The 25,768-nt window shown below is 61.0% G+C and carries 21 protein-coding genes and 1 pseudogene; 12 read left to right on the forward strand and 10 right to left on the reverse strand.

Going from position 1 to position 25,768, the window contains the following annotated elements:
* Window positions 1–625: 625 nt before the first annotated feature.
* Complete coding sequence (locus HMPREF9056_RS13985; RefSeq protein WP_009401947.1) at window positions 626–1,558, forward strand: hypothetical protein; 933 nt, start codon at window positions 626–628, stop codon at window positions 1,556–1,558.
* A gap of 677 nt (window positions 1,559–2,235) precedes the next feature.
* On the opposite strand, the gene HMPREF9056_RS00800 is transcribed toward HMPREF9056_RS13985, so the two are convergent.
* A complete protein-coding gene (locus tag HMPREF9056_RS00800; RefSeq protein ID WP_009401953.1) occupies window positions 2,236–2,448 on the reverse strand; it encodes an AIM24 family protein in 213 nt (70 codons plus the stop codon).
* A gap of 112 nt (window positions 2,449–2,560) precedes the next feature.
* On the opposite strand from HMPREF9056_RS00800, the gene HMPREF9056_RS13280 reads away from it, so the two are divergent.
* On the forward strand, window positions 2,561–2,833 hold the full coding sequence (locus HMPREF9056_RS13280; protein WP_087942147.1) for a ribbon-helix-helix protein, CopG family: 273 nt from the start codon (window positions 2,561–2,563) through the stop codon (window positions 2,831–2,833).
* On the opposite strand, the gene HMPREF9056_RS13990 is transcribed toward HMPREF9056_RS13280, so the two are convergent.
* From HMPREF9056_RS13990 to HMPREF9056_RS13055, 4 genes are all read right to left on the reverse strand, one after another.
* Window positions 2,805–3,041: a hypothetical protein gene (locus HMPREF9056_RS13990; protein WP_034513262.1), complete on the reverse strand. Its 237-nt coding sequence runs from the start codon at window positions 3,039–3,041 to the stop codon at window positions 2,805–2,807. The two genes, HMPREF9056_RS13280 and HMPREF9056_RS13990, sit on opposite strands and share 29 nt — an antisense overlap.
* Window positions 3,042–3,181: 140 nt before the next feature.
* On the reverse strand, window positions 3,182–3,850 hold the full coding sequence (locus HMPREF9056_RS00810; protein ID WP_009401957.1) for an AIM24 family protein: 669 nt from the start codon (window positions 3,848–3,850) through the stop codon (window positions 3,182–3,184).
* 174 nt (window positions 3,851–4,024) lie between these two features.
* Window positions 4,025–7,099, reverse strand: a complete 3,075-nt coding sequence (locus tag HMPREF9056_RS00815; protein WP_009401958.1) for a DUF5979 domain-containing protein — start codon at window positions 7,097–7,099, stop codon at window positions 4,025–4,027.
* Complete coding sequence (locus HMPREF9056_RS13055; RefSeq protein ID WP_009401960.1) at window positions 7,096–7,611, reverse strand: hypothetical protein; 516 nt, start codon at window positions 7,609–7,611, stop codon at window positions 7,096–7,098. The genes HMPREF9056_RS00815 and HMPREF9056_RS13055 overlap by 4 nt, the downstream gene beginning before the upstream one ends.
* 1,596 nt (window positions 7,612–9,207) lie before the next feature.
* Between HMPREF9056_RS13055 and erm the strand changes: the two genes are divergently transcribed.
* The 3 genes from erm (at window position 9,208) to HMPREF9056_RS13295 (ending at window position 12,738) form a co-directional block, all read left to right on the forward strand.
* Window positions 9,208–10,011 (forward strand): 23S ribosomal RNA methyltransferase Erm, encoded by an 804-nt coding sequence (gene erm, locus HMPREF9056_RS13290; RefSeq protein ID WP_009401970.1) that lies wholly within the window; start codon window positions 9,208–9,210, stop codon window positions 10,009–10,011.
* A 453-nt stretch (window positions 10,012–10,464) separates the two neighbouring features.
* Window positions 10,465–12,069: a Na+/H+ antiporter gene (locus HMPREF9056_RS00825; protein ID WP_009401972.1), complete on the forward strand. Its 1,605-nt coding sequence runs from the start codon at window positions 10,465–10,467 to the stop codon at window positions 12,067–12,069.
* A 237-nt stretch (window positions 12,070–12,306) separates the two neighbouring features.
* On the forward strand, window positions 12,307–12,738 hold the full coding sequence (locus HMPREF9056_RS13295; RefSeq protein WP_253269883.1) for a type II toxin-antitoxin system Phd/YefM family antitoxin: 432 nt from the start codon (window positions 12,307–12,309) through the stop codon (window positions 12,736–12,738).
* Between the two features lie 310 nt (window positions 12,739–13,048).
* Here HMPREF9056_RS13295 and HMPREF9056_RS00830 read toward each other — a convergent pair whose 3' ends face one another.
* Window positions 13,049–15,682 (reverse strand): exo-alpha-sialidase, encoded by a 2,634-nt coding sequence (locus HMPREF9056_RS00830; protein WP_009401975.1) that lies wholly within the window; start codon window positions 15,680–15,682, stop codon window positions 13,049–13,051.
* A gap of 273 nt (window positions 15,683–15,955) precedes the next feature.
* Window positions 15,956–16,321 (reverse strand): helix-turn-helix domain-containing protein, encoded by a 366-nt coding sequence (locus HMPREF9056_RS00835; protein ID WP_003780584.1) that lies wholly within the window; start codon window positions 16,319–16,321, stop codon window positions 15,956–15,958.
* A 124-nt stretch (window positions 16,322–16,445) separates the two neighbouring features.
* On the opposite strand from HMPREF9056_RS00835, the gene HMPREF9056_RS00840 reads away from it, so the two are divergent.
* On the forward strand, window positions 16,446–17,399 hold the full coding sequence (locus HMPREF9056_RS00840; protein WP_034513263.1) for an NmrA/HSCARG family protein: 954 nt from the start codon (window positions 16,446–16,448) through the stop codon (window positions 17,397–17,399).
* 131 nt (window positions 17,400–17,530) lie between these two features.
* On the opposite strand, the gene HMPREF9056_RS13300 is transcribed toward HMPREF9056_RS00840, so the two are convergent.
* The 3 genes from HMPREF9056_RS13300 to HMPREF9056_RS14375 form a co-directional block, all read right to left on the reverse strand.
* Complete coding sequence (locus tag HMPREF9056_RS13300; protein WP_253269884.1) at window positions 17,531–18,019, reverse strand: hypothetical protein; 489 nt, start codon at window positions 18,017–18,019, stop codon at window positions 17,531–17,533.
* A 71-nt stretch (window positions 18,020–18,090) separates the two neighbouring features.
* Window positions 18,091–18,288: a hypothetical protein gene (locus HMPREF9056_RS14295; protein ID WP_172635223.1), complete on the reverse strand. Its 198-nt coding sequence runs from the start codon at window positions 18,286–18,288 to the stop codon at window positions 18,091–18,093.
* A gap of 3 nt (window positions 18,289–18,291) precedes the next feature.
* The gene (locus HMPREF9056_RS14375) at window positions 18,292–18,930 is read right to left on the reverse strand and encodes a type II toxin-antitoxin system RelE/ParE family toxin (RefSeq protein ID WP_216593588.1); all 639 of its coding nucleotides are present in this window, start codon (window positions 18,928–18,930) and stop codon (window positions 18,292–18,294) included.
* A 360-nt stretch (window positions 18,931–19,290) separates the two neighbouring features.
* Here HMPREF9056_RS14375 and HMPREF9056_RS14480 point away from each other — a divergent pair, with 360 nt between their 5' ends.
* The 6 genes and pseudogenes from HMPREF9056_RS14480 (at window position 19,291) to HMPREF9056_RS00885 (ending at window position 25,725) form a co-directional block, all read left to right on the forward strand.
* Window positions 19,291–19,605: a hypothetical protein gene (locus HMPREF9056_RS14480; RefSeq protein WP_143228664.1), complete on the forward strand. Its 315-nt coding sequence runs from the start codon at window positions 19,291–19,293 to the stop codon at window positions 19,603–19,605.
* A gap of 15 nt (window positions 19,606–19,620) precedes the next feature.
* A complete protein-coding gene (locus HMPREF9056_RS14485; RefSeq protein ID WP_009401982.1) occupies window positions 19,621–20,298 on the forward strand; it encodes an FAD-dependent oxidoreductase in 678 nt (225 codons plus the stop codon).
* Window positions 20,267–20,524, forward strand: a pseudogene (locus HMPREF9056_RS14490) (pyridine nucleotide-disulfide oxidoreductase); the annotation flags it as partial. The gene HMPREF9056_RS14485 and the pseudogene HMPREF9056_RS14490, both read left to right, overlap by 32 nt.
* Before the next feature lie 218 nt (window positions 20,525–20,742).
* On the forward strand, window positions 20,743–23,616 hold the full coding sequence (locus HMPREF9056_RS13310; protein ID WP_087942148.1) for an AAA domain-containing protein: 2,874 nt from the start codon (window positions 20,743–20,745) through the stop codon (window positions 23,614–23,616).
* Window positions 23,617–24,049: 433 nt separating this feature from the next.
* Complete coding sequence (locus HMPREF9056_RS00880) at window positions 24,050–24,499, forward strand: RpiB/LacA/LacB family sugar-phosphate isomerase (RefSeq protein WP_009401986.1); 450 nt, start codon at window positions 24,050–24,052, stop codon at window positions 24,497–24,499.
* A 521-nt stretch (window positions 24,500–25,020) separates the two neighbouring features.
* A complete protein-coding gene (locus HMPREF9056_RS00885) occupies window positions 25,021–25,725 on the forward strand; it encodes a TetR/AcrR family transcriptional regulator (protein WP_009401988.1) in 705 nt (234 codons plus the stop codon).
* Window positions 25,726–25,768: the final 43 nt, after the last annotated feature.

A 25,768-nucleotide genomic window follows, 5' to 3' on the forward strand; every position in this document is an offset into this window, starting at 1 on the left:
GCCACACTCCGCCATCGGCATGCGCACCCCCACCGAGCACGAAACCGCATGGCTACCCGACACCGACAATGTCGTCCAGCAGACCATCAGCCAACCCCAGCCGGCAACCACCGGCGCCAGACAAACCAGCCTCCACGTTGACACTGACAGGGTACCGTCGACGATCAGCTGGGCTTTGGGGTCCAGGTCCTTTACGATTGGTACATGGTCGTTGAGGGCGTGGGCGATCAGGGGTGTGTAGGCAGCGATAACTCGTGAGACGTTGGCTGGGAGACGCCATAGACCTCGGCGAGCAGCTCCTGGGGACAGGTTGTGGCACACAGGTGGGTCAGGATTGGGTACACACAGGAACACGCCCAGCACCCAAGTCCCGAACGCCGGCAGGTTGGGCTCTCGGCGGAAATGGTCTCACACAGGTCCACAACCTCACAACAGGGGATTCTCGTGCTACTCTTTATGAAGGTGGCTTGAATATCAAACGATTTTCTCAAGAGCGAGTCGCCTCGCTGTTAACAACATGCAATTATCAACAAAAATACCCTAAACGCCTCTGTAAGTGGACCTCTCCATCTAAAGTCTACAACGGATAAAAATATGGAACAATAAACATCAAGGAGTGATAAGTTTGTTGTTTGAGTTGATCAACAATGCCTTGAAATATCTCGGTGAAGTCAAAAAGGCAGTCCAAAAACTTTGTTTTCTTTTTCCTTCTTCGAGCGCATTTAAAAGCGAATTCATCAGAGAGGTTGACTCAAGTAAATTAAATCAAACTTTAAATAATCCTTTATGGCTCGTTTATGTCTCCTCGATTCCAATTCTTTCCGCCATAATTCTGGCAATTTTGCCGTCGGTCTACGATGAGAATAAATTGACGACCGAAATTACGCTTGCGGTGCTCGGATATTTTGCTATAGTTTTATCGTTTGTTATGATATCTTCTATGGCGATAGTTGGCGTGCTGTTAGGGCTACTGTATCCAGTCGACATTAAAGGTACTTTAGATTATTTGAGTACATGTGTAGGTGTTGGAGGTATCGCTGGATTCGTGTCAGCCGCGATGACTCCGGTGAAATTTATGGGGGATATAGGGGGTGGCTCATTCTCTTCAGATTTGTTTGACGGAAGCGCGTTACTGAAGTTGCCTGCTGCTTTCGGTGTGTTAGGGTTGCTGGTAGGGCTGTGTACTGGGTCTTGTCGTCTGGTCGCTGGAAGTGGTGGAGTAAAGCGTAAATATATATTCCCCACGATACTCTTTATTGTTGTTGTCACAATTTTCTGGGTGCATAAATGGGATCCATTTTCTCTTGGGTTGCGAATGAGTGAAAAACTTCTGAAACAGAATTCTCACATCGTTTACTGCATGGAATTGGCTCAAGGAGCCGAAAGAGAGTCGCTCATTCGAGAAAATATATCCGTTGCAGTAGCTGAATATTTCCTCGAATACAAAAATGACCTATTTAGTTATCGTTGGGGAAGTTTGCTTGTGATAGGAGCTGTTTCGTGTGTCGGGGCATTTTTGAAAAATCGAAGTGAACGCAACGTTAAGGCGTATCGGTAGACAACTCATCGAAACGGGACTTTGATCGGCTGGCGGGTTTGTTTGCGTGGGTGAGAGCGTCAAAACTTTTGCGAATTCAAAATTTGAGAAGATAGTTATCATTAGCGGCAGTTTTGGTGGTGTTCTGGTGGTCGGGTTGTTGGCGACCAGAGGCTGGGTGGATCGACATCGTATCGGTGGTCTCAACGCTGCGATGCCTTCATATCGTTCTGCGGTACAAAAGGGTGAAATCATAGTTGAGTAGATTTAAGAGATGATCCCTTTGATGCTATCGAGCAAACAATGAAGTCGTCTGGAAACCTGTTCGGGGGGCGAATGTCGAGCCCCTCAATCGAATGCGTCGTTCGCTTGACATGCAGCGTCAGCGATGAGCAGATCCAGGCATAGGCTGATGAGACCGAGACTGGCTACGACCTTCGGCAACTGCCGCAGCCAGTTACGGGGCTTCCTCCAATCGAGCAGTGGCAGTACATCGACAGGCATCGCTCACGCCAATCGCCCAGTGCGACGTCGATGTGGGCAAGCAGACTCATGGGGAGAGTGAAAGACTGACATGGGACCTCGCATAGATCCTCCACGATCAGCGAGCGACCACCGGTAGGTCCGTATTCTCCGCGTGGTCGCTGCTGGTCGAGCGTGGGTTCGTTGCCGAGCGCCCTGACCCGTCGTCGCCCGGCTCAGGAGGATGCCACGACCGGCTGGCCCTCGCTGGGCTGGACCACCACGAAGCCCGGGCCGTGGAAGGCCAGCTGGAAGGACTCGCCCGAGCCGCGGCCAATGAGGGAGCCCATCTTGAAGCTGCTCTTGATCTGCGGCTGCAGGTTCGCCGACCAGCAGATCGCCGCCTGCGGGTCAACGAAGGTCAGCTGCTGCGAGCAGTCCAGAAGCATCGGCGGACCGTCGAAGGGTGGGGTCTTCGCCTCATTCAGCGGTGGTGTCTGACTGTCTAGTGTTGCGGTAGAGGGGAAGACTCTGCGACCGAGTTTCGTATACGATATTGCCATGGGCAAGCATCTTCTCCACGGACGTCGTGTGAGCGACGAGCAGATCCAGGCCTGGGCAGACGAGGCTGAGGCCGGTTACGACCTCCGGCAGTTGCCGCGACCGACCCCTGGGCGGCCCCCAGTCGGCCGAGGGCCAGGCACAGTTGTGACTGTTCGCCTTGATGAGGAACTCCTAGCCGCGTTATTGAAGCGTGCGGCCGACGAGGGGATCGCGAACCGGTCGGATGCCGTACGAGCGGCTGTCAAGCAATGGGCTCATGCCGCAGCCTGATATCCATCGGTCTGCCCGTAAGCACTATGCGAAGGACCATCTCGATGATGAGGATCTGTATTACGCTTTCGATCATGCGCTGAGTTCGCGCCCTCTGGACGATGAGGATGATCCGCGTCGGTGGCTTGTTCTTGGCGTCGATGAGTCCGGAAGAGTACTGGAGCTCGTGGTCCTTGTTTTCGACGACGGCTACGAACTGCTGATACATGCTATGAAGGCTCGGAAACAGTTCATGCATGAGATTCACTCAGGTAGTGCCGATCCCTCTGTGGTCTGACCGATTGCAGGTCGGCTTCTACGTTGCCGATCGCACGGCTACCTGAGTCGCCCGCTCCGTCGTTGCCCGGCTCAGGACGACGCCACGACCGGCTGGCCCTCACTGGGCTGGACCACCACGAAGCCCGGCCCGTGGAAGGCCAGCTGGAAGGACTCGCCCGAGCCGCGGCCAATGAGGGAGCCCATCTTGAAGCTGCTCTTGATCTGCGGCTGCAGGTTCGCCGACCAGCAGATCGCCGCCTGCGGGTCAACGAAGGTCGGCTGCTGCGAGCAGTCCAGGAGCATCGGCGGACCGTCGGAGGACACTGCCACCACGCCCTGTCCCTGAACCATGAGGTTGAACAATCCGCCGGCGAGCAGCCCGGCATTGCCCAGCATCTTGATGTCGTAGCCCAGGTGTGCGTCGAAGGCCAGCAGGGACGGCGTGTTCACCGTGATCGCGTCGCCCTCCAGCTGGAGCAGGAACACGTTCTGCGCACTGCGGGCGAAGAACACCTCGCCCTGCCCGGCAACACGCATGAGGTTGCCGCCCTCCCCGGTCACAGCCTTCTTGACCATGCCACCCAGGCTCCTCGACCCCTGGTAGGAGAAGTCGATGTTCCCCTGGTAGGCGACCATCGCGCCCTGCGCGGCCAGCACCTCCGGGCCCAGGGCCACACGAAGCATCTTGCTGGACTGGACAGTCCAGCGCTGACCGGTCTCCTGCTCACGGTTGGCCTGATCAAAAAGGGGGCTGCGCACGGAAGGCACCTCTGTTCCAAGGGTCGGGGTGTCGATAGGACTCTGACAGCCCCAGGCTACCGACTGGAGAGCGTCGGCGGGCCCAAACCCACGACGCAGTGAGGGGTCCCTACCCACTCGGGTAGGGACCCCTCACTTTGCGGCGTTGCGGCTGTCGGCGATCAGCGCCTCAGCTCAGACCCTGCGGCGGTAAGCCAGCAGCGCACCTCCTGCGATCGCCGCCAGTGCCAGGGCGAGCGGAATCCCTACGAACGCGCCGGTCCGGGCCAGGGCCGATCCGGAGTCGTCCTGTGCCGGGTCGCTCGGCGTCGGCTCACCGGACGGAGAAGCCGTGGGGTCCTCCAATGGCGAGTCCGCACCCGGAACCTCGGTGTAGGCGTTGACGAAGGAGGCGCTGGCCACCTGGTCCTTCTCCGAGACCGTCACCGTCTGGGCCTCCGGGGCCGCCAGCGTGTAGCCGTCGATCGCGGCCGCCTTGGCATCCTCGGTCACGGTGCACTGCGTGCCCGTGGGCACCTTCGGCCCGCTGGCCGCCTCGCCGTCGGCCTTGGCCTTCAGCGTGCCCTCGGTCCCGTCGGTGCAGGTGTAGGCGAAGGTGAACTCCTTGTCACCGGCCTGCGCACCCGTCACCGTCTTGAGCACCGAGAAGGACCCGGTCTGACGGGTGTAGGCGTTGGTGAAGGACAGGGCGGCGTCCTTCTCCGTGATCGTCACGCTCTGCGCCTCAGGAGTCTTCACGTCGTAGCCGCTGACCTGGGCCGACGACGTCTTCTCCGACACCGAGCACGTCGCCCCGACCGGCAGCGCCGGCCCGGAGACGGCCGAGCCGTCGCCGCGAGCCGTCAGCTCGCCGCTCACCTCGTCCTCGACGTCGGACGTGCAGCTGTACCCGAAGGTGAAGGCCACGGCCTTGTGGGTCTCAGCGCCGTCGCCCTCCACCTTCTTCGACACGGTGAAGGTGCCGCGGTCCAGGGTGTAGGTGTTGACGGCCGAGACGCTCACGGCGGCGTTGTCCCCACCGAGCACGTCGAAGGTCGCCTTGCCGCCCTGCACGGGAGTGCCGCCCACGGCCAGGGCGGTCGACAGGCTCGTGCCCTTGGCGGAGGCGTCCTTCTCCGTGAGCGTGCAGGATCCGGTCGGCACGTCACCCACGTGCGTGGTCTGGCCGGCCTTGACCACCACCTGCTTGGGGGATCCGGTTTGGCCGGTGACCTTGTCGGTGCAGGTGTACTCAAAGGTGAACTCCGCCGGTGCCAGCTTCGCGCCGTCGCCCTCCACCGTCTTGGACACCGAGAAGCCCCCGGTCTGGCGCGTGTAGGTGTTGGTCACCGACACGTTCGGAACCTGGTCCTTCACGATCGTCGCCGTCGTCGCCGAGTAGGCGGTGGCCACCGAGTAACCCTCACGCTGGGCCGAGGCGACGTCCTCGCTCAGGGTGCACACCGTCCCCGTGGGAAGGGCCGGGCCGCCCACGGCGGTGCCGTCCATCGAGACATCAAGCGTGCCCTGGGTGGCCTCGGGGTCGTTGCAGGTGTAGCCGACCTTGACGGCCTCGCCCGCCTGCGGGGCGTAGTCGCCCGTGACACTCTTGGTGACCGAGAAGGTGCCGGTGTCGCGGGTGTAGGTGTTGGTGGCGGTGACGGCCACGGTCTGGTCCTTGGTGATGGTCACCGAGTCCTGTGACAGGGCCGAGGCCACCGAGTACCCGTCCTTGGCGGCCGACGCGGCGTCCTCCGCGATCGCGCAGGAGACCCCGGTCGGGATCTGCGGGGAGGACACGGCCGTCCCGTCACCGGGAACCGTCAGGGTTCCCTGCACGCCGCCGTCGCAGGTGTAGGTGAAGGAGTAGGAGCCGTTGGCCGCCCCCTGTGGACCGTCCTGGACCGACTTGGCGATGGAGAAGGCACCTGTGTCACGGGTGTAGGAGTTCGCGAAGGCGGCCGTCGCGACCGGCTCGACGGGGTCCTTGATGGTGACGGTCTGCTCCGCAGGAGCGGAGAGCGTGTAGCCGTCGATCCCTGCGGACTCGGCATCCTCCTTCACCGTGCACGTGGTGCCCTGCGGGAAGGTCACCCCTGCCTGGACGGCCGTCCCGTCGCCCCTGGCGCGCACCTGCCCGGACTGTCCGTCGGAGCAGGTGTAGGTGAAGGCGAAGTCCTTGTCTCGAGCCTCCGCAGGGGCCCCGTCGCCGACGATGGTCTTGGTGACCTGGAAGGTGCCAGGAGCCTTGGCGACGTCGGCCGTGTTGCTGAGGGTCACTTTGGTCGACACCCGGTCGCCGATGGTCACGGTGTTCGTCGTGGTCCTCCCGACCGCGAAGACCGGCTTTCCCCAGGCGTACCCCGAAGGAGCGGGGGAGGCATGGCCGGTGTCCTCGGACAGGGTGACGACGGTGCCCTTGGGGAAAGTGCCCTGGAACGTGTTGGTCTTGCCGATGCTGATGTTCAGGACGGCTGTACCGGAGAGACCATCGGCGTTGAGCGTGCCGGGGGCCTGCCAGCCGGCGTAGTCGCCGGCCGGGCCGGGCAGAACATAGTCGACCTTGACCGGCAGAGTCGTGTTGGCGACGTCGACGGCGTCCAGGGCCGCTCCGCCCAGGGTCTTCGTGACCTCGAGCCCGCCGAAACCGGGGGCCATCGCCACGGTCACCTTGAAGGAATCGGTGTAGCTGCGCGTGAACTCGCCACGGGCCTCGGAGTGGTCGAGCGAGGCGGCGTTGGTGTACTGCACACCGGCGACGGCCTTGCCGTTCTGGGAGGTGAACGTCGCCGGGTAGGAGATCCTGTAGTTGGAGTCAGGGGCGAAGGGGCCCGTCACCTTGATCGTGGCGACCTGCCCCTGGATGTCCACATCCAGGTCGAAGTCTCCGTACTTCGCGCTCAGGTCCTTGCCCGCCGCACTGGTCAGGGACACCCCGGAGATGCCGGGCTCGGCGGCGCTGTTACGCAGTCCGAGGTACCACCTGCTCTTGTCGGCACCGAAGGTCATGCCCGGGCCGAGCGTGTCCGTGATGGTGATGGTCTCACGGGTCTGACCGTCCGAGGTGATGGGACTGCCTCCCTTGGCCAGCTGCTCCTTGATGTAGTCCGAGCCGAAGTTGACCTCCCACGTCATGGCGGAGGAGGCCGACGTGATGACCGAGGAGACTTTGGAGAACTTGAGAGCCGTGTAGCTCCGCGCAGCGGGGCCCTTGATGCCGCCGTTGCCGGGCAGACGAACGCTCACCTTCTGGCTGCCGTTGACAGTCATATCCACCGACGTGGCCGTGGTGGCCTGTGAAATGAGGAGCAGAGCCTGACCCGAGCCCTTGAAATCCTTGAATCCCGCTGCCTTGAGCTCTCTTCAACCTTCTCGTTGAAGGTGCACTCCATGGTCCTTTCCGTCAGCTTGCATGAGCCCACCTCGGTGGATACGCCGTTGTAGGGAAGGTTGAGGGGGACGGTTTTCGGGTTCTCCAGGTTCTTGAAATGGGCGCCGAGGTCGATGGAGAAGGAGTCTCCCGGGGCCATGGTGGTCTTGGTGGCGTCCCACGTGTAGGACAGCTTGGCCACGTCCTGCGTCGTGAGGCCCTCGGATGAGAAGTCGTTACCGTCTCGGTCCGACTTGACCAGAGCGAGACCGGACAGCTCGACGTCGGTGTTGACGGCGGCCTGGGCCTGCAAGGGCACGATCATGCTCGCAAGCAGTGTCAGAAGGGCGAGCCAGGTGGCTGTCGACTGCCCTCTTGGCGCGGCGCGCCTGAGATCGGCAGGAACCTGCATGTAGACATCCTCTTCACTAGGGATTGGCGGCCTGGGGTGACCGTGAGTAACCGGCGAAGAGTATCGCGAGGAGGAAATTCAGAACAAGCCTTGTGGTGCGCCTGTCAGCGACTTCAAGAATGTTATCGGAACGTCATGAGAATGTTATGAAAAAGAAATCTTGGAACAGCGTCAGAAGTGGATTCCTCCGCGTTTTCGCTGCAGTTCGGGGGCTGTTCGTAGGGGTGGTGATCATCTGTGTTCGCCCAGTTTGGAGGCTGCTTGCCTCGCTCTGAGGATAAGTGTCGGGGTGTGAGTTTGTTTGTGTCAAGAAATGCTGGTGTCACCATGTGAATGCCTTGCAAAATGCGGGAAGTATTGTCAGGGAGGTATTCAGGGAGAGGGTGTGGGTCGATTTCGGCTGATGATGAAGCCGCGGTGCGATGGTTCGCCCATTGACCTGTCTCATGATGCGACCTCTAAGCCTTGAGTTGTTCTCATGCTCGCCGGCGAGTAAGCGAGCCGGCAGAACGTCGCGCACCTGTTTCGATCGTTAAGAAAGCACATCGTCTCCTCGGCGTCTGCGAACGGACTCTCATGGAGCCTCGCGCCCACCCCTGATCTCATTGCAGGGTCGGTGTAGGGCGTTGGTGTCCACATCAGCGCTTGCTCTTACCGACGCCCGGTACCGGTGAAGACGTCGATGTCCCCGATATCCATCTTTTTACCGCCTCTCGCTGCATGGGTGCGGGGTCAGCCGGTGGACGAACCGGCCGCAGAACTTTTGCCATTTTGCGGTGGGTCGTTCCCCTTATCTAGCGGTCGCCAGCGCCCGGCTGCCGCAGGTGACTTTCGCTCCCGGATCAATAAAGACGGGGGAAACGCATCTGTGCCCGCGGCAGTTGCCCCAGCCTCCAGCACCTACCACCAGGAGCTACTCACAAGGTAATGGGCAGGCGCTGCTTCGGTTATCGACACACAGCCTCCAGCCCAGGCTGACGACCTTGTCGTAGGCCTCCAGGGCCGCCTACTCCAAGGTGGTGAACATGCCTGCGGCGATCCACTCGTCGTGTCTGCGTTGGATGGTGGCTGCCGAGTGGGTGGAGTCGGCGACCTTCTCATAGTCCGCCCCCGGCACCAAAGTCTGGACGAACTTGTCGAAGACGACCTGTTCAGGGGAGCCGGGTCGGTGATACCCCAGCGGGTGGGTATCGACGTGGACCGGTAGCAGCTGGGCGAACTGGTTCCAGGAGTTCTATTACCGATGTTGGCAGGGTGGGGATAAAGAAACACTCCCAGGAACAGGAACGAGTACAGACAACTGACTTCTTGCCGAGATCTTGCGCCCGCATCCCGGTCCCACACCGCACCTGCTGACGCAGTCTCTAAGTCCAAAGCAGTGATCCTTCCCTCGCATCACCACCTCCGTCAAACCTGGAACGATTCACAGTGTGATCGCCTAGACTGGTCGGCATGTTGGTTCTTGGCACTGCTTCACTGCGTCTGCGCACCCGCTGACGGCGGCGAGCACACTCCACGTTGTTGCTCCCGCCCCGGTAATCACGGCCGGGCGGCTCTTTTGGCGTACCCGGCTTCGCGACAACCACGGAGCAAACAGTGCCCACCTATCGACATGGCCGTCACGAGTACGGCCAGAACTTCCTGACTGACCAATCCATCATCGCCACGATCACACGGCTGGTGGTTGCCACAGAGGGGCCGATCGTAGAGATCGGCCCCGGCGATGGAGCGCTCACCATCCCATTGGCTCGTCTCGGACGACCAGTCACCGCGATTGAGATCGACGCGCGACTTGCCCGATGTTTGTCCGAACGACTCCCGTCGCACGTGGACGTCGTTTCCGACGACTTCCTGATCTATCGGCTTCCGACGTATCCCCATGTGCTCGTCGGCAACCTACCGTTCCACCAGACCACAGCCATGCTTCGACGCATGCTGCATGCTCCCGTATGGACAAATGCAATCTTGCTCGTGCAATGGGAGGTCGCACGGCGAAGAGCTGGCCTTGGCGGTGCAACGATGATGACGGCGCAATGGGCGCCTTGGTTCGAGTTCACACTGCACGCCCGCGTTCCATCGCGCGCGTTCACCCCACGTCCTGGAGTCGACGGTGGAATCCTCACCATCTACCGCCGTGAGCATCCGCTGCTTCCCTCGACGCAGCGACGCCAGTTCCACGCACTGGTTCACCGTGTCTATACCGGTCCTGGTTGCGGGCTTGCTCAGATCCTTGCACGCAACACCGCACTGGGCTCAGCACGGGCTGCACAGGCGTGGCTGAGTCGCCACGGCATGACGGCTACCGGGCTGCCGAAGGACTTGCCTGTCGAGGCGTGGGTGGACTTGTTCAAGGCAACCGCGCATCGCCAACGGAATGCCTCACGAAGACACGTTCGGTAAGGTCCCGTCGATGAAGCGAGAACGTCGACGAGCGAGCGGACTCTCATGGAGCCTCGCGCCCACCCCTGATCTCATTGCAGGGTCGGTGTAGGGCGTTGGTGTCCACATCTGTGACGAAGGAGCCCCGGCGTCGCCATCTCGTGAGCAGAAACGTTGAAATCATGAGGTTTCTCGTTGTCGACACGGCTCCGCCCCAGGTCTTTGTCACAGATGTGGACACCATCTGGCTGAATCCTGTCGGCGTCGCCTGAGAGATCGTCAGCCCCGAGCTCCGCCGCGTTCACCTGCGCTTGACTCGTGCCAGGTGACCTCGCCGGATGTGAGCGGAGGACACGCACGCGAATCGAGGTATCAACAGGGGAGTCGGAGGATGCCTCTGTAGGCTGCGCACCGCCCCGAGCCGGCCGCAGTCGGCCCACGCCCCTCAGCGCAGGAAGGGAGTCCGGCAGCCTTATGACCATTGAAATGATCGTCGCACTCATCGGTGCCTCCATCGTCGCCTACGTGATTGCCGACAGGTTTCGCCTCATCGCCCCGGTGCTCCTCATCGCCGCAGGAGTAGTGGTCGCATTCATTCCCTTCGAGGGGGAGATGACCCTCCCCAGCACGGTGGTCCTCACGATCTTCCTACCGATCCTCCTGTACTGGGAGTCGCTGTCCGTCTCCCTCAACCGGATGCGGCGAAGCCTGCGCGGCATCATCCTCAGCGCCACGGTCCTTGTTGCCATCACAGCGGCCCTCATCGCCCTCATCGGCGTCCTGACGGGCCTGAGCCTGGGCGCCGCGCTCCTGATCGGAGCCTGCCTCGGTCCCACTGACGCCACCGCCGTCTCCAGCCTGGGGCGCGGCATCAACCCCAACGGCCGCACCGTCCTCCAGGCCGAGTCCCTCCTCAACGACGGTACCGCCCTGGTTGTCTTCGCCATCGCCCTCCAGACCGCTCAGGACTCCTCCGGCGTCACGGCTGGTCTCGTCACACGAGAGCTCCTCCTGTCATTCGGCGGAGGAATCGGGGTGGGTGCCGTCGTCGGCGCCGTCGTCACCAAGATCGGCATCCGCGTCCGCACCATCACGGACGACCCCATGCTCGCAACGATCACCGCCTTGGCCACCCCGTTCGTCACTTTCTTCTTCGCCGAGGAGATCGGCGGCTCAGGAGTTCTGGCCGTCGTCACCTGCGGCATCATCGTCTCCCGCTTCGCCGCACCGCACTTGCCTCTCGGTTCGCGTGTCCTCGGGACTCCGTTCTGGACCATCCTCACCTACATCCTCAACACGATTCTCTTCGTCATGGTGGGCGTCGCACTCCCCGGGATCGCAGCCGACCTTCCGCGCGCCGACCTCACTCGCGGTCTCGTCCTCATCCCCATCATCTACATCGCCATGGTGGCGGGCCGATTCGCCGGGCACCACCTCATCATCTACTCCATCCGTGCCCTCGACCGCCGCCCCGAGCAGCGCCTGCGCCGCACCAACTTCCGCGGCCGCGTCGTCTCCACGGTCGCCGGCTTCCGCGGCGCGATCTCACTGGCCATGGCGCTGTCCATCCCGGTCACTTTCGACGGCGCCGCCTTCGTCGAGCGCGACCTCATCATCCTCATCGTCGCCGGCGTGACTCTCCTGTCCCTCCTCGTCCAGGGGATCGCCCTGCCCTACGTGGTCCGCTGGGCCAACGAGCGGCCTTCGATCGGCATGCGGACGGCCGAGTCGATCGAGTCTCGGGAAACCGAGGCTCTCGCCGGCATCCTCGGCGACACCATCAATGAAATCGAGGCCATCGCCGAGAGCGCCGGTGTTGACGACGACGCGGTCATCTCGGCCGTGCGCGCCGACTACAAGCGCCGCTACACCTCCGTGAGCAACGCCGGCGCAGAGGAGGAGGCGCGCGTCTACGGTGACCCGGAGAGCGCCCTGCGGCTCGCCGTCATCGACCATCTGCGTCAGCGCGTGCACGACCTGCGCTTCTCCGGCCGCATCGACGACTCCACCGCCTCCAACGTCAACCGGCGCCTCGACGTCGAGACCCTCCACATCAACGGCCCCATCGACGTTGAATGAGCCGGCGGCCCGCTGGACGGTGACATCGGTCGCCTCCGCGCCGTTCGCTTGGCAAGACGTGCCCGACGAGTATCTGTGGTCCTGCCACCGCAGCCTGAACCGCGCCAGCTCACCTTGCTGGGTGTGAGCAAGAGGTCATGCACGCACGGTGAGGTATCTGGGCTCCACTGTCACCGGCTCCGGCAACTCTTGCCACCTTGTCACCATCCGAGGCGAGGTGATGGATACGATGATCCAATGCCGTGTGAAACCAGGGGAGTGGCGGTGAGCGTCAGTGCCGACGAAGCGTGTCGGACGTTGCCGGCGCTCATCGACCTCGTCGCCACCAGTCACCATGCCGTCGAGATCGTCTCGAGTAATGACCGCGCGGTTCACATGCCTGCCGACGAGTACGCGAACTGGCAAGAGACCGCCCACCTCTTTCGGTCTCCCAAGAACGCCCGGCGTCTCCTCGACGCATACGAACAGATCCTCACGGACTCCCGCACTCGACCTGACCGCATTGCAGGGGCGCTGGAAGGTGTTGGTGTCCAAATCGGTGACAAAGGAGCCCCGGTGTCGTCAGCTCAGACGAAGAAACGTTGGAATCATACGGGTTCTTCTCATCCGTTCTGCTCTGTTCCAGGCCTTTGTCACCGATTTGGACACTATAGGACGTCTCGTTGGTGAGGACGGAGGACTGCTGGGGTTCTTCAGCGGCGCCGGGTCCACCTGTGCTCGATCTGCGCCAGGTCAGCTCGCCGAATGTGAGCATCGGTCACGCACGCAAAACTCCCCACCCTGCGGCCTGCGGTTGACGGCCAACAGTCTGTGGCCGGTTGCCGGCTGGAAGCCACCAACCGGCATCCGGCATCCGGCGGCGAGCCCGATCCACGGCCGAACCGCGCCGCCGGGGAGAACCGCACTGAGGGGTGGGACGCGCCGGCGTCCCACCCCTCAGTCAGTGCTCAGAGCCGGATCGAGCCGACTCATCGCGTATTCAGTTCTTCGAGCGACGAGCCCGCAGCAGCAGGTAGCCGCCAACAACCGCGACACCCGCAAGGCCCAGGACCAGTAGCGCGTTGGTCCCTGTGCGAGACAGGCTGCGGCCTGGCGCCGTCGCGGCCCCGGTCGCTGAGGCGCTTGGAGCGCCTGCACTATCGGTCGGCTGAGCCATGGCGCCGTCGGACGGCCGGTCGATCTCGTCGGGCTGGGTGCTGGGAGCCGGCGTTGCCCCTGGAGCCTGGCTCGGCGCCGGGCTCGAGACCGAGGGTGCCTGCCCCGTCAGTGTCGGCAGCGAGGTCGCGTTTGGGCTCGCCGTCGACGGTGCCTGTCCCGTTGCGCTCGGCGCGGGAGCAGAGCTCGCGTGCTCGCTCGGCTGCCCCGACGGTGCAGCGCTGGGCTGCTGGGTGGGCGCGGCTGAAGGCTCCGTCGTCGGCTCCGGCGAGGGCTCGGCGGACGGCTCCGACCCTGCAGTGGGCTGGCTGCTCGGAGCGGTCGTCGGTTCGCCGCTCGGCTCCGGTGTGGGCGCAGTGGTCGGCCCCGTGGTGGGCTCGCTGCTCGGTGTAGCAGTCGGCTCAGCGCTCGGCGCGGTCGTGGGCTCGGCGGACGGTGCGGGGCTCGGCGACGGCCCTGGGGTCTGCGTCTGCGTGCACTGGTCGCCGACCCAGCTCATTGTGAAGTTGCGGTACCAGATGCCGCCGTAGCTCGCGCCGTCACTGGCGTCCTCACTGAGCAGACCGATGCTGCCGTCGGACTGCACCGCGATCGTCGTGTAGCCGACGAATGGCTCGTGGAAGACCTTGCCGGTCGCCCAGGAGGCGCCGTCGTCGCAGGACATCGAGATGGTGCCGCGGTCGCGTGACCACGGCCGCGGATTCGGCGAGTGGCTCAGCAGCAGCACCTTGGCTCGCGGGTCGTCGGGGGCCGCATTCGGGAAGGCCCGGATGATCTGGGCGTTGTCCACCGAGTCGGGCAGGCTCGTGTCGGAGACCGGCTCGCTCCAGGTCTGCCCGCCGTCGGTGGAGGTGGCCACCTTGCGGAAGCCTGAGCCGTCCGAGGCGCGCGAGTTGAGCATGAGGGAGCCGTCGGACAGCTCGACGACCTTGTTCTCGTCCATCCCGGTGCCCACCGGGGATCCGGCCTGCCAGGTGGTGCCGTGGTCGTCGGAGTAGACGGAGACCGCCTGGACCGCGCCGCCCGCAGTCTTGATCGTGTACTGCTGCACCAGGCGTCCGGCGTGAGTGCCGTGGTGGATCTGGATGCCCTGGCCCGAGGCCGCGAAGCGCGAGACCCAGGGGTTGTCCTTTGTGATGTCCGCGGTGATGGTGCGATGCGTCCAGGTCCAGCCGTTGTCGGTGGAGGAGGAGACCTCGGCGTGAATGACGTTGCGGTCCTCTGGGTCGGTGCCGGCCCTCGAGCCGCCCCAGCCCTGGTCGTAGGACTTGACGTGGAAGTTGAAGATCGTGCCCGTCTGGTAGTCCACCACGTAGCTCGGGTCGGAGTAGCCGACCTTCTGGCCCGTCTCCGTGCCCTGGTGGATGTAGGTCGGCGCCGACCAGGTCTTGCCGCCGTCTGTGGAGCGCAGCTGGACGATGTGGTTGGGGTTGGGCGCGTCGCTGCCCTGGTTGCCGTTGTCCTTCGGCCGCTCGTCGTAGGCCACCAGCAGGTCGCCGTTGGGGGCGGTGGTGATCGCCGGGATGCGGTAGTTGTCGGTGGCCATGTTGGCGGCCAGGTGCTGGGCCTGGCTCATCGAGGTCGGTAGGTCCGTGCTCGCGTCGGGCGCCGGGGCGGGCTCGGCCTGCGGGTGCTGGCCGACGACGCTGATCGGGCTACCGGTCGCGGTGAGCGTCTGGAGGGCGGCGCCGTCGGTGCCGGTCGCCGTCAGGGTGATCGACGGCGTCCACCGGCCGGCGTCGACGTCGGCCTGCGTGATCGTGTGCATGAGCGGCTTGCAGTTGTAGACCGCGCCCTTGCCCGGCTTGAGATTGCCCCAGTGGCACTGGCGGGCCAGGTCGTCGAAGGAGGAGCCGGTGGCGGCGACGTTGATCGTCTTGTCCGACACCGAGCGGATGCGCACCGTGTAGCTGACGGCATCGCCGAGCTTGTAGGTCTCCTGGCTCGACGACGGAGTGAAGGACTCGACCCGCAGCGAGGCGGGCTTGACCGGGATCGTCGTACCGCTGATCGTCTCCGGGGTGCTGAGGACCTGGCCGGCGTACTCCACGGCCTTGACCTCGTAGGCGATCTGTGGGGTGAAGCCGCCGGCCTTAAGGTCCTCGGCGGTGACCGTGTGCGTGGCCAGGCCGGCGCAGTCGGTCTTGGTGACCCCGGCGGGGACGTTGCGCCAGCGGCACTTGGAGACGCTCCCGGACAGGTTCGTCGAGGCCGGGGCGTAGGAGTGGGCCTCGCCGCTGGTGTTGGTCAGGGTGATGTTGAAGGTCATGACGTCGCCGACGGCGTAGAGGCCGTCCTCGGGAGCGTTCACCTGAGTGATGGTGATGTCGGCGAGACCATCGGTCGTGGGGGAGGCGTGCGCTGGGGGCGCTGCGGCGATCAGGCCGGTGACAGCCAGGGGGAGTGATCCCAGCAGGGCCGTCAGGCGCCTCGGGGAGAGAGGATGGTGCGATGTCATAGGTATTCCGTTCGGGGAGTCGAGGCAGCCTTGCCTGCGACGGGGGAGTGTGGACGACAGATATCAGACGTCTTGCGATAAGGTAACGGATGGTTGCGATTCTGCAAAGTTGGGCGAGTCGTCGGCGACGCGCATAATCTGCCGTACGTTAAGTTTCTCTCTCCCCGTGGGGTCGTCGTTTCTGCGAACGACTCTGTGCTCACACTTCATATGGAGAGCGGTGCTTGAAGGTTACGAGTCCCTCACGGTCTGTTGTGAGAAACATGCATGTGTCTACACGAATTGACCTCGCTCCGCCACCACTTGGTTTCCCCACTGCGTCAGAGCCTGTAAGGCAGGCAAAAAAGTTCGACCGAATTCGGTGAGTGAGTAAACCGTTTTCAGAGGCGGTTTATCGCCAAATACTTGGCGCGATACGAGGCCGTCTACTTCTAGTTGCTTGAGCTGGAGGGTGAGTGTCGTGTCGGTCGCTGAAACGAGGTCGTTCCGTAGCTCGTTGAAGCGCTTCGGCTCATATTGCAGGTGATAAATGATGACCGACTTCCATTTCCCTCCAACAAGATTCATAGCCACGCTGATCGGGCAAGGGTAGGTCTTGTCGTTGAAGCTGACAAACTCGCTGATGCATTCGGTCTTCATGTGTTCAGGCTTCTGTGTTGTGTGGGACTATCTAAGAAGATAGTTCTTGACGTGGCAGTCTTGCGCCTGTGACGCTGTCCTGTGTCAGCCGGTGTTCGTTATGATACATGGAAGAGAGCGTAACATGTTGGATACTCCAGTTATTGCCGTTGCCGGTGCAACCAGCAAGCAGGGGCGCAGTGTCGTGAGGTCCTTGCTGCGTGGCGGAGACTATAGGGTGCGAGCGATGACTCGGGATCCTGCGTCGCAGATGGCGAAAAGCCTTGAGCGTCAGGGCGCTGAATTGGTGACGGGTTCGCTTTCGTTGGGGAACGATGACGAGTGGGTTGACGCCTTTTCTGGTGCTCGCGCCGCCTTCTTGGTCACTCCTCCTACCCCTCCGAAGGGATCGCGCGAATACGAGTTAGGGTGCCGAATTGCCGATGCTGCAGTGAGAGCGGGGGTCGAGCACATTGTGTTCAGTACGCTTGAGAACGTCGATAAGATCACAGGCGGGAGGATGTTCGCTCCTCACTTCACCGACAAGGCGCGGGTTGCGGACTACATCAGTGGGCTGCCTGTAGCCAGCACTTTTGTGATCCTTTCATTCTTCTACACCAATTTGATGGAGTACTATGTTCCCAGGGTTGAGGATGGGTCACTCATCCTCCCCATATATCTTCCTGAAGATTTTCGGGCGCCGTTCGTCGATCCCGTCACGGCCACCGGTCCGGCTGTGCGGGAAATCATCAGTAAGCCGGAGAAGTATGGTGGGGAAACGCTGCCGGTTGTGGGTGATATTGTCTCCCCGCGTGAGATGGTGAGAATTTTTCAAGATGTTACTGGACTGAAGGGGGAATATCGCGATGCGTTCACGTATGATGGGTTGGCGTATAACTTTCCTGAGCTGATTGCTGATGATCTTCATGCGCAGGAGATCCTGGGGATGGTCAATTATGCTGTTGAATGCGGTTATTTTCGACCGGATCGCGATATGGAGTGGAGTCGCAGCATCGACCCGGAAGCGCTCACGTGGGAGCAGTTCCTCCGTGTCACGGGCTGGCGTGGAGAACCGCGTTCTTATGGGATGCGATCATAATATTTTCCAAGGGGTGATATATGAGGTATTTGCCTGTGCGACGATCGTCACGTCGGCTGATGCTCGACTGCGTCATAGTCGGGCGCCGGGATATGTGACTGAGTTGTTTTGCTGTGGCGATACTTGCACTCTCAATGTGACCGGACTCTCTTGCTGCGGTAGCGCCAGTGAGCCCTCTCGAGGAGGTCGAAAATATTGCTGTTCGAGATGGTGAACCCTGAGGGGTAAATGACGGACCCGGCGTTTCTTGTCCAAGGCGATGAAAGAAGAAAATACTGTTTTCGGGCTGTGGGGGCAGTGTCAAGAAACTCTTGTCGACGTTCTCTTCCGGTGTCGGTGAGGTTGTAGGAAACGGTTTTTGTGATCTGCAAAGGAGATTGGGATAGTATTGGAGTGAACTGATCGATGTCGCGCCATCTCGCTTTTTCAATGACGTCGCCGTCCTTGTTCTCGAGCCTTACCTCTTCGGACGTGAGTGTCAGTCGGATTCCCTGCGATAGTTGTCGATGGGTGGCTGCTGCAGTCGTTCCAGAGATGATCACGGATATGATTCCGCCAACGATCAGAGCGGGAGCTGCGGCAGGGCTGCTCCCGCTCAAAAGTGGGGAGGCGATGAGCATGGTACTGATCGTTAAGAAGATGAGGCAGGTCGCGAGTCGGAGCGTGAGTCGAATCTTTGATGAGGAGATGATCAGGATATCATCACGTTCCAGTGTCTCGAGAAGGCGGGCCACTCGTTCTTTTTGTTCTTTCTTTTGTGGCATAGGCTGTTCCACCTCTTCTGGTGTGTTGCGCGGTCGGCCTCGATGGCGGACTGCCGGTAAAACGTCTCCGCGGCGACGCTGACAACCGCCTTCGGTGTCCTCCTCCTAGGCGTGTGTGCCGTCACCGTCTACGACCTGCTAACGGCCTGAACGAACTGTAGGCGCCGCCGGGATGTGTGATTGGGGACTAAAACCTGGGTTCTTTGATCGTCTGTCACGTACTCGATGGACAGATGTCCTCCGACAGCCTCCAGGTATAGCCGGATAGTGCCGATCTTCGAGTCCTCCTCAAGGTCGCCACGCTCAATTTTTGACACCCGACACTGCCCGACGCCGATCCGATCTGCTAACTGTGCCTGAGTGAGTCCAGTCTGCTCGCGCAAACGATACGCGCGGATCTCGGTAAGCATCTGCTCCTCATGAGTATCAACCTCTTCTCTGTCTACCGGATGCTCTTCTAAGAGCTCTGTGATCGTCATGGGCGTGGTGGCTACTTTCCTCTCAGCTTTTGAGTGCTCGTCGAACAAGTCGTCGGCTATGGGGATGTCCCGCTTGTACCAACGGATCCAATTGTCGAATTTATCTCCAGCGATCAACGGGATTGCCTGACGTTTCGGGTCGAAGACGAATAGGATTCGAAGCTCGGATCTCCCCGTTGATCCTGGTCTCAGCTCTTTCATGCTCTTGTGACGAGAGACCTTGATGGTGTCCACCAGTGGGCGATCGAGCCGAGGTCCTTGTTCCTTCCAGCAGTTCGAAGGCCGCAACGACCTGCGCCTGCGAGCCGCTGTCCAGCGAAGTCAACCAATCTGTGATGAGTTCGATGTTGACGTTCCGCGCAGTAGTACGATACTACCTGGAAGGTCTAAAAGGGTGTGCCGAGTCTTGCCGCAAGGCGTCCATGATACCGATTTTCGCTGCGACCTCGGTGGTGGGCGGGCTGCTCAGTGGGCCGATGTGGCGTAGGATCGTTTCTCGACGCAGATTGACGCCATTCATTACCCCGCTGCAGGCGGTACAGGCTCGACATGTCGCACAGTTCGATCGGCCGGCTGAGATGCGTGGCAGCATCGGTGGCATAAGCAACGAGACGGTACCTGAGCAGGCCGGCACCTACGACGTCGTTTTTGTCGGTGATGGGCCGGGGGAGTGTCGCGCAGTACACCACCGAGGGCACCGACCTGACCGCGATCCTCGTCGAGGGCGAGCCCCTGGGCGGCGAGTGCTCGTATTACGCCTGTATGCCCAGCAAGGCGCTCCTCGGGCCCATTGAGGTCGCCGCGGCGTCGGCAAACCTCAGTGGCCTGCGCCCCTCCGAGTTGTCCGCGCCAGATCTGCTCGCGCGCCACGACGAGTGGGTCTCCCGCCGCGCCGTCATTCTCGCCACTGGCGCGGAGCCCGTCGTGTCTGCTCCGCTCCAGGGCCTTGAGGCCTGGGGCTAGCGTTGCGCCACCGGCGTGCAGGAGATCCCGCAGCGCCTCATCGTCGTCGGTGGGGTAGTCGCCTGTGAGGCCGCCACCTGGATGTCCGCCCTGGGCAGCGACGTCACCATGCTGGTGCGCGGCTCCCGCCTCCTGTCGGCCGCGGAGTCCTTCGCCTCCCGACTCATCGAGAAGGCTCTCGCCGCCCGTGGCATCACCGTCATCACGGATGCCCAGGTGGTTGCCGCCGAGCGGCCTCAGGCCAGTGACACCGGGCTCGGTCGCATCCACGGCGGCCCCGTCACGGTCACCTGCGCCGGTCGAACCATCGAGGCTGATGAGATCCTGGTCGCAACTGGCCGTCGCCCCCTCTTGACCGGCATGGGGCTGGAGGTCGTCGGCCTGGAGCCCGACGACGTCCTGGCCGGCCGCCTGCCCGACTGGCTCTACGCCGTCGGCGACGCCAGCGGCGAGGCCCAGCTGACCCACATGGGCAAGTACCGGGCGCGCGTCGTAAGGGAGAGGATCACCGCCCTCTCTGCCGGCTGCGGGCCCGAACCAGTACCCGAGAACGTCCCGGTCCCACAGGTTGTCTTCACCGCCCCCAGCGGCCTGACAGCGGGCCCGCGACCCCGGCCAGGACGTCGTCACTGCTCAGGTCGGCTACACCTCGGCCGCCGGAGTTGCCCTCCTGCACGGCGACGCCCACGGTGAGGTCAAGCTGGTCGTCGACCGGCAGACCGGTGCCGTGCTGGGCGCCACCTTCGTCGGTCCCGGTGCGGGTGAGCTCGTCCACGCCGCCATCGTCGCCATCATTGCGGGGCGTCCCGGTTCATCGGCTGCACACGCCGTGCCCGCCTACCCCACCGCCAGCGAGATCTGGCTGCGACTCATCGAGTCTCTTCCGAGCGAGGTCCTTCGTATATACTTCAGTTGTTGAACGAAAAACGATGTTTGCGAAGCCGGCGCCCCGTGGCTGAGACTCAAAGAAGTGACTTCACGGGAGGATCGCGATCAGGAAAGTAGTGGTTCCTACAAATATGCTTGTTCAGGTTTGTGTACGTATTCAAACTTTCTGATCGGTTGTCAAGAACGCTCTGCAAGACTTCTGCTGCGGCTAACGTGAAGACGTCCCGTAACTCGTCTTGGGAGAGAGACATGATCGACGGCACTAAAATTCGCGTATTGGTTCCCGACAACAACACAGGTGCACTATACGATCGAACAGAGTCCATTGAGTGGGTCAATCCTGACAATGGTATTGTAAGAGTTCAATTTAAAAATGGTGGTCAGTCATTCCCGTATCGACATCCAAGGGCACGCCTTCTCGAGAATGTTTCGGGTTTTCGCTCTCTCAAATCGACCGAGCTGGTTAAGGTGAAAGGTGAGGTGTGGTACCCCCCGCTCACAATTGCGACTTTCACTGATGTGTACGACGGATCGTATTCAATTGTTCGATTCTATCGCGACAACAAGGTGATAGGGAAAAGTCACCTGTATCGTCCCGACGACCTCACACTACTGGTGTCGTCCGCGTCCGCGGGAGGTGGTGCTGACGTCTTTAAGTACTGGAAAGAAACCGCATTCATGCTGGAAGATGATGATCCGACTCGTCCGGCATTTGAGTCGATTAAGTTTGTTCATCCTGACAGTGCGTTGTCTGCGTACATGGAGGGATCAAACTCACGAACGTCAGAAATTCGGTTGCCAATTATTCTACCGTTTCAGAGCAACGAGGATCAGAAGATTGCGGTAGAGAGAGCACTCTCTCATCGGGTTAGTGTTATCGATGGCCCTCCTGGGACTGGAAAAACAGAGACCATTCTCAATATCATCGCCAATATTCTCATGATTCCCGGGGCGACGGTTGGAGTTGTGTCTTTTGGTAACGCTGCTGTTGAGAACGTCAAAGACAAGCTCGATGAGGCGGGATATGGATTCGTGGCAGCACGCATGGGTAAAAAAGAATACGTCACCTCCTTCCTGGCCGATCAAGAGGCGCGAGCAAGCAGCATCGTTCGTTGGCTGAACCAGGTGTCTGTGAATGAGGCCGTGCGGTCCGCTGGAGGGCAGGCGGCGGATAATCTTGAGCAAATAGATAAACAGCTGCATAGGGTATGGAACTCCTGTCGAGAACTTGCAAAGGTGAGCAATAAAATAGAGGAATACTCTTTGGAAGCTGCTCATCTGGAGCGCCGAGCCGACGGTGTCGTCTTTCCTGATCTAAGTGAGCTGCCTCTGCTGCGCAAGAGCTCTGGGCGTATCCTCGACTATCTGGCTGAAACTACTGTGCATCCGGATCTTCCTGAAGGCATCATGGGGCTTGTTCCTCGTATCCGCAGATACTTCAAGTACGGTAGAACAAAAGATCTGGATACGAGAGATGCCAATATTATCCTTGGTCTAGAAAGAGCCTTTTATTCTAGGCGGATCGAAGAGTTGAGACAGAAAGAGCGACGTTGGCGGGCCGAGATCGGCGATCGCAGTTCCGAGGAAATCAGGGGAAAGTACCAAGAGAGTTCTCGCGCGCTTCTGGATCTAGCGCTGTGGCAACGCTACGCGAATAGTGCGCGTCTCGTATTTGATGAAGATAATAAACCGATATGGAAACACACGCCGGAGTTCTTGTCTGAGTACCCAGTGGTTCTTACGACCTGTCACTCGATTCGGCGTAACCTGTCGGAAGGCCATGTTCTAGATTGGGTGATTATTGACGAGGCTACTCAGACAAATCTACATGCCGCTGCTTTGGCGATGAGTAAGGCAAGAAATGTTGTGGTGGTCGGGGATCTTAAACAGCTTGGACCGATTTTCGATAAAAAGTTGGAATCGGCGTCGATCTCCCCGCCACTTCCCGCATACGACGTTGCTGCGCACTCCATTCTTTCGTCCGTCACCGAGCTCTACGGTCAAGAACTGCCTCGAACAATGCTGCGCGAACACTACCGCTGCGCGCCTGAGATCATCGAGTTCTGCAATAAGATGTTCTATGACGGCGAGTTGATTTCCATGAAGTCTAGAAAATCTGACGACCAATGGCCTGCCTTAATGGTTCGTAAGACGGCTCCAGGAAATCATATGCGTACCTTGCGTCGAGCCCTTACTAAAGGTACGTACAGCCAGCGTGAGATCGACCTTGTCGAGGAGCTCCTTGGGGGTGTCGTTGACGGTGTAGATTTTAGAAGCATTCTCGAAGGTGAAGATTCGGGAAGTGATTACGCGTTAGGTGTCACAAGCCCGTACCGGCTTCAGGCTGACCGTCTCGGTGAGGCTATTAACCGCACAGGTGCTGCTCCCGAATTCAGTTCACTGAGTGAAACTATACATAAATTTCAAGGACGTGGAGCAAACGTGATGGTTCTTAGTACGGTTGTTGACGAATCTCGGAATGGTCACATGAAATTAGGATTCGTTGACGATCCACGAATGATCAACGTTGCGGTCTCGCGAGCCAGAGAGAAGTTCATTCTTGTCACCAACCATAACGAGGTCCCTCGGAGCAAGGTGATTAAAGCGCTCATCGACTATGTCAGATATCAAGATCCTGATCAGGTGACCGAAAGTGGAGTACTTTCAGTCTTCGACCTGCTCTACCAGGAGTACTCTGAGCGTCTCAGCGAGTTCGCTTCGCGAGTTCACGGGGGCAGCAAGTATAAGTCGGAGAATATTGTGTGGACCCTTCTGAAGGATGTTCTCAAAGATCCTGCTTATGATCTTCTGGAGGTGGTTTCACAGGTGAGACTCCGCGACCTGATGCCTGATACCGATCGATTGAACGAACGGCAGAAAAAATTTGTTCGTTCTACGTCTGCTGTCGATTTTGCTATATACCACAAGGTGAGCAAGCGAATGCTGCTTGCGATTGAGGTCAACGGAACTGAATATCATGAAGACAATCCCGAGCAGCAAGCGCGTGATGAGTTGAAGGCGCAGATCATAAGCGTCTACGGGGCCGACATGCTTTCGTTGAGAACCAATGACAGCAACATCGAATCGATGATCAGAGATAGACTCGATCGAATTTTGGCCTAACTGAATAAGAGTGGGAGTAAGGTGCGGTTGCGGACATCGAGTGCTCCTAGGGATGGTTTGGGACAATTGTCCGATACGCATCGCCGGCATTGACCATATCGAACCGACGGTCCTCCATTAACGCGAGCGTCGAATTCTGCTCGTGGGTTCTGGACCTGGAGGTTGTTACCTTTGGGCAGGAGCGGACAGCGGTGCGCTTCGGTGACCGAGAGATTAACCTCCGTGGGGAGGATGACCTGATCGCTCGCACGCCTCATCCCGTTCCCGGTATTGTGGACCTGTGTCTTGTCGGCGACGGCACGATCGATGAGGTCCGCGAGCATCTTGCCTCCAGGGCGCTTCCGGTGCCCTTCACCGTGATGGCAGGAGTCCAGGAATCACACGAAACCTCGTAGGGCTCGCCTTGCGTGACGTGGCCTGAGACACTGGGGTCATGCGAATCGCCATCGGTTCCCCAGGCAACGGAGCCCTCCTGAAGGACGCCATCGAAGAGCGGTTGGTCGAGGACGAGCGCGTGAGCGACCTCGTCGACCTGTCCATGCCGGACATCACCTACCCGGAGGTCTCCTTCCAGGTCGCCCAGGCAGTTGCCGAGGGACGGGTCGACCGTGGGCTTCTCATCTGCGGTACCGGTGTGGGAACCGCCATCGCGGCCAACAAGGTGCCCGGGGTGCGCGCTGCGACCGCGCACGACCTGCTCACCGTGCGCGGCTCGGTGGAGAACTACGATGCCCAGATCCTGTGCATGGGGCAGAACGTCATCGCGGCGCCCGCCGCCTGGGCGCTCATCGATGTCTGGCTCGACCTGCACCACGACCCGGCCAGCAGCTACGGCCCCAAGGTCGGCGAGATCGAGGCCTACGAGGCGCGCCTTCACTCCTGACGACGGCCCCGTCGAGCGGACGGGTGCCCATGGCACTATCCGCAGCCTCTACGTGCGTGAGCCCGATCAGAACCTCATCGAGGTCGCTGTCTACGAGAGTGTCTGAGGTTCGCCCGGCTCCTGGAGGAGGAGCTCGTGTCCAAATCGGATACAAAGGAGCCTGAGGTCCGATATGGCCGCTGACTGAACCGCGGAATCATGCGGTTTCTTTCTGTGTGTCCGAGCTGGGGGTGAGCCTTTGTATCCGATTTGGACACCGCCCAGCACATCTTGGACGGTCGCGCCGTGCATGGCGTCGCAGCGTCCTGCTACCTATTGGATCAATATATCTATTGTTAGATGACACCCTATGTTGTGACACCTTAGGTCGTAAGGTGTCATGGATGGCTTGCTTGTGCAACGTTGGCGTCCGGTTCGCAGTCTTCGGTGGGGCCGGTGGGCGGCATGAGACGGCGCCTTCGTGAGGAACCTCGCGCCAACTTGCATTGAGTGCAATTCTGCACTGAGTGCAGGATGGTCGCGTGACCGGAACCGATCTGCGCGCCACTCAGGCGCGACGCACCCGCGCCGCCATCCGCGCCGCCGCGCTCGCCCTGACTCGAGAGCGCGGCTACGCGGCCATGACGGTCGATGACGTCGCCGCCCTCGCCGGTGTCTCCCGGCGCACCGTCTTCAACCACTTCTCCTCCAAGACCGACCTCCTCGTCGTCGGCCTGGAGCCCCCGGAGCCAGAGGCCATCGAGACCTTCGTCAACGGCACTGGAAGTCTCCTGGAGGACCTCGGTGCCCTGCTCGCCTCCGGTGCCGAGGCCGCCGAGTCCGAACGAGGATGGCTGCTGTCCTTCCCGGAGATCGTGCGGGACAACCCGGAGATCGAGCGAGCCATCCACGAGCGCCTGCGCGCCATCGCCGTGTCCCTCGCCGACGCCGCCGGTCGCCGCCTGGGCACGGAACCTTACGACCCTCGCACCCGCGCGGTCGTCGCCCTGGCCATGGCGATCCAGCGCAGCGCCGTGGACCTGTGGTGTGGACGCACTCATCCCTGGGAGCAGCGCCGCGAGGAGGCGCCAGTGCGCGCCGAGGTACCCGAGGCCTCGGCCCAGGCCCCAGAGGTCCAGCTGGTCGACGCCGTCCGCGCCATGGTCGAGGCGCTCTCCGACGTCGTCATCCAGGCGCCGTCCGACCGGCCCTCCCCCGTCTTCCAGACGCCGAACCCGCCCGGCTGATGCTCGCCGGCCACCTCTTTCTCTTCCTTCTCTGACAGTTCCC

This window comes from Actinomyces sp. oral taxon 170 str. F0386, from assembly GCF_000195595.1.
Taxonomy (GTDB): Bacteria; Actinomycetota; Actinomycetes; order Actinomycetales; family Actinomycetaceae; genus Actinomyces.